Raw genomic sequence first — 9,544 nt, 5'->3', positions numbered from 1 at the left:
GGGGGGGGGGCGACCCGGCGGGGGGGGGGCGGGCCTTCTCCGCGGCGGCGTCGGGGGGGCCCGCGGGGGGGAGCGGGGGGGCGCAGCCGCCCGCCGCGAGCACCGCGTCGGCGTTGGCGAACTGGTCGGCGCCCTGCGGGAGCAGCAGCTGGCCGACGCCCGCGCCGAACGCGCCGAGCGTCGTGCCGCTGCCGCCGTGGTGCACCACCAGGTCGACGTGCGGCAGCAGCTCCGACTGCGGCACCCACGCCTCGAGCCGCACGTTCGCCGGGACTTCGCCCAGCGCGGCCGGGTCGACGGTCGGGCCGGTGGCGACCAGCACGTCGACGTCCAAACCGGACAGACCGGCGATCGCCGCGCCCAGCACCCCGGCGTGGCCCATCGCCGTGCCGAGCGTCAGGTAGACGAGCGGGCGCCGCTTGTCCAGCACGCCCGCGGGCAGCTCGCCGGGCTCGCTCCAGCCGACCGGGCGCAGCGGCACGCGGTCGGCCCCCGCCCGCGCCACGAAACCGGGCTCCTGCACCGATTCCGGGCAGATGTCGATGAACCGGCCTTGTGACGACAGGTCCCCGTCGAGGACGATGCCCAGGTCCGTGGCGTTCGCGCGGATCGCGTCGCGGATGTGCGTGACCAACGGGTCGTCGCCGGAGACCCGGCCGAAACCGTGCGTCACCACGGGGATCCCGGCCTGCATCGCGGCGAACACGCCTCCGGAGTTGCCGACCTCGCTTACGACCAGGTCCGGCGGGACGTGGGCGAACACCGGCAGCAGGTCCGCGATGAACCGCTTCGGCATGAGATCGCCGAACACCTTCGCGACGATCGGGCCGAGCACCTCCGGCGGGACCTCACCCGGCGGACGCCGCGGGCCGGCCGGGCCCGCTTCGGCGAACGCCTGGCCGAACGCGTCCTTGATGGCGAGCCCGGCGGCGACCGTCTCGAGCCCGGCTTTCCGCAGCTGGGGCAGGAAGTCTTCGGAGGTGGCGAAGACGACGTCGTGGCCCGCGTCGCGCGCGGCGAGCGCCAGCGGGAGGAGCGGGAACGTGTGACCGAAGGACCCCAGTGAGGTGAAGAGCAAGCGCACCGGCCCGACCCTAGCCCGTAGGCTGGCGCGGTGACCTTGACCTCCACGCTGCGGGACGCCGCGTTCCGCTGGATCGCCGACGACCCGGACCCCGCCTCCCGCGACGAACTGCAGGGGGTCGTCGCCCGCGCGCTGGGCGGCGAGCCGGGTGCCGCCGACGAGCTGGCCGACCGGATGGCCGGGCCGCTGGAGTTCGGCACGGCCGGGCTGCGCGGGCCGGTGCGCGCTGGGCCGAACGGGATGAACGTCGCCGTGGTCACCCGCACGACGGCCGGGGTGGCGACCTGGCTGACCGCGCACGGGCACGCGGGCGCGCTGGTCGTCGTCGGCCGGGACGCGCGCCACGGCTCGGAAGAGTTCGCCGCGGCCGCCGCGGAGGTGCTGACCGCCGCCGGGTTCACCGTGCAGGTCATGCCCGGCCCGCTGCCGACCCCGCTGCTCGCCTACGCCGTCAAGCACCTCGGCGCGGTGGCCGGGATCCAGATCACGGCGTCGCACAACCCCCCGGCGGACAACGGGTACAAGCTCTACGACGCGACCGGCGGGCAGATCGTGCCGCCGACCGACGGTGAGATCGAGCAGGCCATCCAGGCCGCGCCGGCCGCGGTGGACGTGCCGCGCGAGCCGGGCGCCGGGGTCGTCGACCTGCTCGGCAGTTACCTCGACGAGGTCGCCGAACTCCCGCTGGGCGCCGATCGCGTCGTTCGGGTGGCCGCCACCGCGCTGCACGGCGTGGGCGCCGACACGCTGCGCGCGGCCTTCGAGCGGGCCGGGTTCACCGACCTGCACCTGGTCGAGGCGCAGTCCACGCCGGACCCGGACTTCCCGACCGTGTCGTTCCCGAACCCGGAGGAGCCGGGCGCGACCGACCTGCTGCTGGCCCTCGCGTCCGAAGTGGACGCCGACCTGGCGATCGCGCTCGACCCGGACGCCGACCGCTGCGCACTGGGCGTGCGCGAACGGGACGGCTCGTGGCGGATGCTGCGCGGTGACGAGACGGGCGTGCTGCTGGGCTCGACCATCCTGTCCACTGTGGACCGCACGACGATGCCGGACCCGTTGGTGGCCACGACGATCGTCTCGTCGTCGCTGCTGGGTGAAATCGCGAAGGCCGAGGGCGCCCGCTACGCGGAGACGCTCACCGGGTTCAAGTGGCTGGTCCGCGCCGGCGACGGGCTCGTGTTCGCCTACGAGGAGGCGCTCGGCCTCTGCGTCAACCCGGGGTTCGTGCGGGACAAGGACGGCATCGCCGCCGCGACGCTGGCGGCCGGGCTGACCGCGCGGCTGCGCGCCGAGGGCCGCACGCCCCTGGACGTCCTGGACGAGCTGGCCGAGCGGCACGGCGTGCACGTCACCGACCAGGTTTCGCTGCGCGTCACGGACCTGTCGGTGCGCGGCCGCCTGATGGGCAAGCTGCGCGAGGCGCCCCCGGCCGAGGTCGGCGGCGTGGCCGTGGCGCTGGAGGACCTGCTCCCCGACGCCGACGTCCTGCGCCTCACCGGCGACGGCGTCCGGATCGTGGTGCGCCCGTCCGGCACCGAGCCGAAGCTGAAGGCGTACCTGCAGGTCGTCGAGCCGGTGCGCGAGTCGCTGGCGGACGCGCGGACGGCGGCGGGCAAGCGGCTGACGGCGTTGCGGGCCGACGTGGAGGCGTTGCTGTCCTGATGCCGAAGCTCCTGATCGTGCACCACACGCCGTCCCCCTCGACGCAGGCGATGTTCGAGGCGGTGCTGGCGGGTGCCACGCATCCGGACGTCGAAGGCGTCGACGTGGTCCGCCGCGCGGCGCTGGCGGCCACGGTCCCGGACGTCCTCGAGGCCGACGGCTACCTGCTGGGGACGCCGGCGAACCTGGGCAGCATGAGCGGCGCGTTGAAGCACTTCTTCGACACGGTCTACTACCCGTGCCTCGACGAGACGCGGGGCCGTCCGTTCGGGTACTGGATCCACGGGAACAGCGACACGTCGGGCACCGAACGGCAGCTGCTGTCCATCACGACGGGCCTGGCCTGGGCGAAGGCGGCGGATCCGGTGATCGCGACGGGCGAGCCGGACCGCAAGGTGCTGGAAGCGTGCACCGAGCTGGGCGGCACGCTGGCCGCGACGCTGATGTCCTGAGAGCCGATGACCTGGGAAAAGTAAGAGGCCTGTCACCGGAAGCCCTGGGGGTCGACCTCCGGCAACAGGCCGTAGCCAAGGGTTCGCCGCGAGGCGATCGACCTTGGTGCTATGAAGCGTACTACAGACGGCCGATCATGACGAGTCGGAGGCATGGTCGCCTCTCGCCTTGTGGTTCTGTACACCCCCAGGGTACGGACGGCAAGGCGAGAGGCGAGGCCACTGTAAACCACTGCATACGATAGCTGTCAACATGTGCGTACAGTGGTTTCCCGGCTAGAATTTTCACGGTGGAACCTAGGGGGCGGCCATGGCACAAGAGCGCACGTTCGCGGAACGCCTGAGCGCCCTGATCGACGCGGCGCGACTGGACGGCAAGGCACCGCACAGCTACCGCGAGATCTCCGCGGCGGTCGAGCGGGCCGGCGGGCCGGCGATGTCGCCTGCCTACCTGCAGCAGCTCGCGACCGGCAAGCGGGTCAACCCCAAGATCCACTACGTCGAGGCGCTGGCCAGGCTGTTCGGCGTGCCCGTCACCTACTTCTTCGACGCCGAGGCCACCGGGCCGGCCCCGGCGGGCGAGGTGCAGCTGATGGCGATGCGCGCGCAGGAGCTGTCGCCGCAGGGCCGCCGTCAGGTGATGGACCTGCTGGAGCTGGTGGAGCGCTACGAACGCGCCGAACGCGAAGGCCGGAACCCGGAGGACACGCCGCGATGAAGGAACGCGAGCTGCGCCGCCGGTGCCGGAAGCTGCTGAAGGACCTGGACATCGGGCCCCCGCTGGACGTCGAGCTGCTGTGCTCGCGAGTGGGTGAGCAGCGGGGGAAGCCGATCCGGCTGATGGCCTACCCGCTCGAGGTGCCCGGCCCGTTCGGCTGCTGGATCGCGACCTCGGCGGCGGACTACATCTTCTACCAGGCCGAAACGACGAAGTCGCACCAAGATCACATCATCCTGCACGAGCTGGGCCACATGCTCGCCGACCACCACCCGCAGGGCGACGCCGAGCCGGCGGACTTCCTGCGCGGCCCGGCTCCCGATCTTGACCCGGATGCCGTACACCGCGCACTGCGCCGCACGTCCTACGATGACGCCCACGAGTGGGAAGCCGAGACCGTAGCGACCATCATCCTCGAGTGGGCGTCGGTCCTGAACTACACGATCCCGCGGCGCGCTGCGGACCGGGATCTTCGCCGGATCCAGGGGGCGCTGGGCGATCACCAAGGGTGGTTGTGAGCACACTTTTCAGCCCCGTGAACGTTCTCGCGATGGTGCTGTTCGCCGCGGCTCTGTCGTGGCGGATCTACCAGGTGGTCCGGGCCCCGACCCTGCCGAACTGGTCGGTCACCGCGTGCATCGCCGGCTTCGCCGCCGCGTTCCTGCTGCAGCAGAAGGTGATTTCGGACGCCGTCGACGACGTCTTCGGCCTGGGCGCCGCCCGGGTGGCCAACAACGCGCTGCTCGCCTGCGGCGTCTGCGCGCTGATCCTGTTCTTCCTCGGCTCGGCGCTGGGGCCGGTCCGCCGCTACGGGCGCGTGGTCGCCGAGCTGGTGCCGCTGGCCGCGGCGATCGTGCTGATGATCGTCGCGATGAGCGTGACACCCCCGGAGCTGCGGGGTGCCGCGCTCGGGCCGGAGACGATCCACGACAGCGGCGTCGCGCTATTCTACCTGGGCGCCGGGCTGTACCTGATCTACGCGCTGATCGCCTGCACGGCCTGGATCGTGCGCTACCTGCGCGTCGCCGACCGGAACCTGCGCATCGGGCTGAGGCTGGGCGCGGTCGGGCTGGCGAGCGCGGCCGTCGGCAGCATCTTCCGCGCGCTGTACATCGTGGTGGCGTGGGCGTTCGGCCCGGTGGTGAAGATCCTGCTGCTGCTCGGGGTGCCGTTCGTGATCCTCGGCGGCGCGCTGTTCCTGGCCGGCGTGACCTACCCCGGCGTCCGCGCGCGGCTGTCGGCGTTGCGGCGGCGACGGCGGCACCGCCACGAGCACCAGGCGCTGGCTCCACTGTGGACGGTTCTGGTCAAGGCGTTCCCCAGCATCGTCCTGCGGACCCCGCCGCGCGAACGGTTCTCGCCGCGCAGCGTGCACCGCGTCTACTACCGCCGGGTGATCGAGATCCGCGACGGCCTGGTGCAGCTTTCGCCGTACCTGGACGCGGACTTCGGCGAGGTCGTCGCCAGCGATCCGGGCGCCGCGGCGGCCGCGCTGAAGACGGCGTTGCGGCGGCATGCGGACGGTGAGGAGAGCGACGGCCGCGCCAAGCAGGTCCTGCCCGCGGGCGCGGACGACATCGAGTCCGACGTCCGGCCGCTGCTCGCCCTCTCGGCCGCGATGGGGGCGTGACCCCCGTGGACACCCTGATCACCGCCGGCCGGGTGCTGCCTCGGCCGTCGACACCGGTTCTTGATGGCGCGGTCCTGGTACGCGACGGCGTGCTGGCCGCGGTGGGCCCGCGCGCGGAGGTGCTGGCCCAGGCGGCGCCCGGTTTTGCGCGGCACGACTTCCCGACCGGGACGGTCATGGCGGGCCTGTTCAACGTCCACGTGCACCTGGCTTTCGACGCGTCCCGCGAGATGCTGGCCCACTTCCTGGCCGGCTCGCCTCTGGAAGAGGCTCGCTCCCGGCTCACGTCGATGCTGCGCAGCGGCGTAACCACGGTGCGAGACCTGGGCGATCGCGGCCACCTGGGCGCGGCGGTGCGCAGTTCGCTGGACGGCGTGGCCGCGCCGCGGCTGTTGGTGTCGGGCCCGCCGATCACGGTCCCGGACGGCCACTGCCACTTCTTCGGCGGCGCAACGACGTCCGACGCGTCGATCCGCACCCTGATCGACGAGAACGCCGAGGCGGGCGCGGACGTGATCAAGGTGATGGCCAGCGGCGGCCAGATCACCGAGGGCGGCGCGGACATGTGGGAGTCGCAGTTCGACGCCCGTCAACTGTCGGTGATCGTCGCGCACGCGGCTTCCCACGGCCTGCCGGTGGCGGCCCACGCCCACGGCGCCGACGCGATCGAGGCGGCGGTCGAGGCCGGGGTGTCGACGATCGAGCACTGCAGCTTCCTGACGGGCCCTCGCTCCTTCGACCGGCGGGATGCGGTGGCTGCCTCGATGGCCGCCCAGGGAATCTCGGCGTGCTCCACGAGCAGCCGCAACTGGCGAATGATCGTCGAGAAGCTGGGCGACGACACAGCCCAGGCGATGTACGGCCGCTTGCCGTGGCTGGAGGAGCACGGGGTCCGGCTACTGGCGGGGACGGACGCGGGCTTGCCGGGCTCGGTCTTCGACGACCCGGTGGGCGCGCTGGAGCTGTACGAGTGGCTCGGGTTCGGTCGACGGCGCATCTTGGAGATCGCCACGGAGGACAGCGCGGCGGGGCTCGGTTTGGCGGGTGTCACGGGCCGTCTTGAGCCGGGGCTGGCGGCGGATGTGCTGGTTGTGGAGGGGGATCCGCTGGCTTCGCTGGCGGCGCTGCGGAACCCGCTGCTGGTGCTGGCTCGGGGGCTCGCGGCTTAGGTCGCGAACGGGCCGTTCGTGGTTCTTGCGGCGCGAACGGGCCACTCGTGCTGGTTGGTCGCGCGCGCGAAAGGGCCGCTGGTGCTCTTATCGGCGCGAACGGGCCACTCGCACCGCCGCCACTGCCCCAAGGGCACGAACGGTCCGTTCGTGCCCGCCCCGGCATGAACGGACCATTCGGCACGCCGCCAACGCGCGAAAGGGCCACTCGCACCCTTTGCAGCACGAGCGGGCCACTCGCGCTGGTCGCGCAAGCGCGCGAAAGGACCACCCGCGCCCCCACGGCGCGAAAGGACCGCTCGGGCCAACCCCCGCTTGGACGGGGCCACTCGCAACTCATGGCACGAACCGGCCCACTCGCACCCACCCCCCACGCCCCGAGCACGAAAGGGCCATTCGCGCCGCCAACCGCCACTGCCGGCCACTCGCACCCGCGACAGAGCACAAACCGGCCACTCACCCTGACGGGCACGGCGCGAACGGGCCACTCGCGCCGCCACAGTCACCAACGGGCCGTTCGCGTCGCCACCGGCACGAACGGGCCACTCGCACCCCTCGTATGAAGCGCGAACGGCTCGCCCGCGCCCGCACACGGCACGAGTGGGGCCACTCGGCACGCCGCCAACGCACGAAAGGGCCACTCGCACCCGCACAGGGCGCGAACGGCCCGCTCGTATCGCAAGCCCACAGCACAAGAGGGCTAGACGCACTGGTTGGCCGAGTGCATGAAAGGGCCGCTCGCACCCTTTGCGGCGCGAAAGGGCCGCTCGCACCCCCTCGGCACCACCGCCCACTGGCGCCACCGACCCGTCGCGAGCGCGCCAAAGGGCCACTCGCGCCGCCATCGTCACCAACGGACCACTCGCACCCGCCACGGCGCGCGAAAGGGCCACTCGCGCCCTCCCCCCACGTCACCCGCCCGGCTGGAACCACCCCCAGCCACCGCGTCGCCAACAGCACCCGCCTCTCCCCTCCGGCAAAGTCCCTCCCGGCACTCTCCCCGATCAGGGACTGCCAAGTTCCGTGACACCGTTTTAAAACAGTGTTACCGTCAGCTGCATCCACTCGAAAAGCAAGGAGTCCCCCGATGCACGGACCCATCCAGCTCTTCACGGTCATCGCCCTGGTCTCGCTGCCCACCGTGATGTATGGCGGCTACGCCCTCATGGGCGTCATGCGGGACCGCAAACTCACCGAGCACCAGCGCGCGATGTTCCGCGCCGGGCACGCGCACGCCGGGGTACTGCTGATCCTCGCCCTGGTCGCCCTGCAGATCCTCAGTCGCACAACCCTCTCCGACGCCACGCTGTGGGTCACCAGTTTCCTGCTGCTGTTCGGGATCCTGGCCCAGTCCGGCGGGTTCTTCCTGCACCTGGTCCCGAACCGGGGCGGGCTCGGTGGGCGGGTGACGTCCGTCGGGGCTGTGCTGCTCGGCGCGGCTACCCTGCTCACCGCCTACGGGGTCGCCTTCGCCTGACAAAACCGGTCGTTAAGCTGGTCACGTGCCTGAATACCTGCCGACCGCGCCCTACAAGGGGACCCGGGACTTCCTGCCCGCCGAGATGTCCGTGCGCACGCAGGTGTTCGGTCATCTCTACGACGTCCTCGAGCGCCGCGGTTTCCTCCGCTACGACGGCCCGATCCTCGAGTCGGCCGAGATCTACGAACGGAAATCGGGGCAGGAGCTCGCGGACAAGCAGTTGTACACGCTCACCGACAAGGGCGGGCGGCGACTGGCGCTGCGGCCGGAGATGACGCCGTCCGTGGCGCGGATGATCGCCGGGAGCGCGAAGTCGCTGTCGTTCCCCGTGCGCTGGTACAGCCACCCGAACTGCCACCGGTACGAGGCGCCGCAGCGTGGCCGCGTGCGCGAGCACTGGCAGATCAACGCGGACATCTTCGGCTCGGACAGCGCCAACTGCGAGATCGAGATCTTCGAGCTGGTGCACGACATGATGGCCGCGCTGGGCGCGACGCCGGACATGTTCGTGCTGCGCGTCAACGACCGGAACCTGCTGACGTCGGCGCTCACCGACGTCGCCGGCGTCTCCGAGGACCACCTCTCCCAGGTGTTCGCGCTGGTCGACCGCTGGGAGAAGTACCCCCGCGAGAAGCTGGCCGAAGGGGCCGCGGACATCGGGCTGTCGGACAAGCAGTTCGACAAGCTGGCCGAGACGCTCGACATGGGCGAGGCGCTGCTCGACGAGCTGCCGGCCGCGGTGCGCGAGCAGTCGAACCTGGTGAAGGTGCTCAACAGCAGCGCCGGCTCGCTGGTGAAGTACGAGCCGATCATCGTGCGCGGGCTGGCGTACTACACGTCGACCGTGTTCGAGGTCTTCGACACCTCGCCGGAGAACCGCCGCGCCCTGTTCGGCGGCGGCCGCTACAGCGACCTCGCGTCGATGTTCACCGCGCAGCAGATCCCGGGCATCGGGTTCGGCATGGGCGACGTGACGTTGATCGACTTCCTCGAGACGCACGGGCTCACCCCGGCACCGCGCAGTGAGGTCGACGTCATGGTCATCCCGGTGACCGAGGACCTCTCGGACGCCGCCCGCTCGGTGGCGCAGTCGCTGCGCCAGGCCGGGCTCCGGACGTCGACGCCGATCGAGCACCGCAAGCTGGGCAAGGAACTGACCCGCGCGGACAAGGCGGGTGCGGTCGCGGTCGTGATCATCGGCCAGGAGGACTGGGCCGCCGGGAACGTGACCGTCCGCAGCCTCGCCACCCGCGAGCAGAACCCGGTCGCGATCGCGGACGCGCCCGCGTCGGTCCGCGCGCTGCTGGGCTGAAATCGGTTCGACTCCCCCTCGGCGCCCAGGCATC

9 protein-coding genes are annotated in these 9,544 nt (G+C 71.8%); 8 read left to right on the top strand and 1 reads right to left on the bottom strand.

Going from position 1 to position 9,544, the window contains the following annotated elements; genetic code table 11:
- A partial coding sequence (locus VA596_RS22220; RefSeq protein ID WP_323329716.1) for a glycosyltransferase occupies positions 1-1,084 on the bottom strand: 1,084 nt, incomplete at its 3' end.
- 30 nt (positions 1,085-1,114) lie between these two features.
- Here VA596_RS22220 and VA596_RS22215 point away from each other — a divergent pair.
- The 8 genes from VA596_RS22215 (at position 1,115) to hisS (ending at position 9,510) form a co-directional block, all read left to right on the top strand.
- A complete protein-coding gene (locus VA596_RS22215) occupies positions 1,115-2,749 on the top strand; it encodes a phospho-sugar mutase (RefSeq protein ID WP_323329715.1) in 1,635 nt (544 codons plus the stop codon).
- The gene (locus tag VA596_RS22210) at positions 2,749-3,201 is read left to right on the top strand and encodes a flavodoxin family protein (protein WP_323329714.1); all 453 of its coding nucleotides are present in this window, start codon (positions 2,749-2,751) and stop codon (positions 3,199-3,201) included. The genes VA596_RS22215 and VA596_RS22210 overlap by 1 nt, the downstream gene beginning before the upstream one ends.
- A 310-nt stretch (positions 3,202-3,511) precedes the next feature.
- On the top strand, positions 3,512-3,919 hold the full coding sequence (locus tag VA596_RS22205; RefSeq protein ID WP_323329713.1) for a helix-turn-helix transcriptional regulator: 408 nt from the start codon (positions 3,512-3,514) through the stop codon (positions 3,917-3,919).
- The gene (locus VA596_RS22200; protein ID WP_323329712.1) at positions 3,916-4,437 is read left to right on the top strand and encodes a hypothetical protein; all 522 of its coding nucleotides are present in this window, start codon (positions 3,916-3,918) and stop codon (positions 4,435-4,437) included. Before VA596_RS22205 ends, VA596_RS22200 begins: the two co-directional genes overlap by 4 nt.
- On the top strand, positions 4,434-5,549 hold the full coding sequence (locus VA596_RS22195; RefSeq protein WP_323329711.1) for an MAB_1171c family putative transporter: 1,116 nt from the start codon (positions 4,434-4,436) through the stop codon (positions 5,547-5,549). The genes VA596_RS22200 and VA596_RS22195 overlap by 4 nt, the downstream gene beginning before the upstream one ends.
- A gap of 5 nt (positions 5,550-5,554) precedes the next feature.
- Positions 5,555-6,718: an amidohydrolase family protein gene (locus VA596_RS22190; RefSeq protein ID WP_323329753.1), complete on the top strand. Its 1,164-nt coding sequence runs from the start codon at positions 5,555-5,557 to the stop codon at positions 6,716-6,718.
- Between the two features lie 1,087 nt (positions 6,719-7,805).
- On the top strand, positions 7,806-8,195 hold the full coding sequence (locus VA596_RS22185; protein WP_323329710.1) for a hypothetical protein: 390 nt from the start codon (positions 7,806-7,808) through the stop codon (positions 8,193-8,195).
- 25 nt (positions 8,196-8,220) lie between these two features.
- On the top strand, positions 8,221-9,510 hold the full coding sequence (gene hisS, locus VA596_RS22180; protein ID WP_323329709.1) for a histidine--tRNA ligase: 1,290 nt from the start codon (positions 8,221-8,223) through the stop codon (positions 9,508-9,510).
- Positions 9,511-9,544: the final 34 nt, after the last annotated feature.

Source organism: Amycolatopsis heterodermiae (assembly GCF_034929455.1).
Lineage (GTDB): Bacteria > Actinomycetota > Actinomycetes > Mycobacteriales > Pseudonocardiaceae > Amycolatopsis > Amycolatopsis heterodermiae.
The sequence above is the reverse complement of the archived record's forward strand: the minus strand, read 5'-3'. Positions and strand labels throughout refer to the sequence as shown.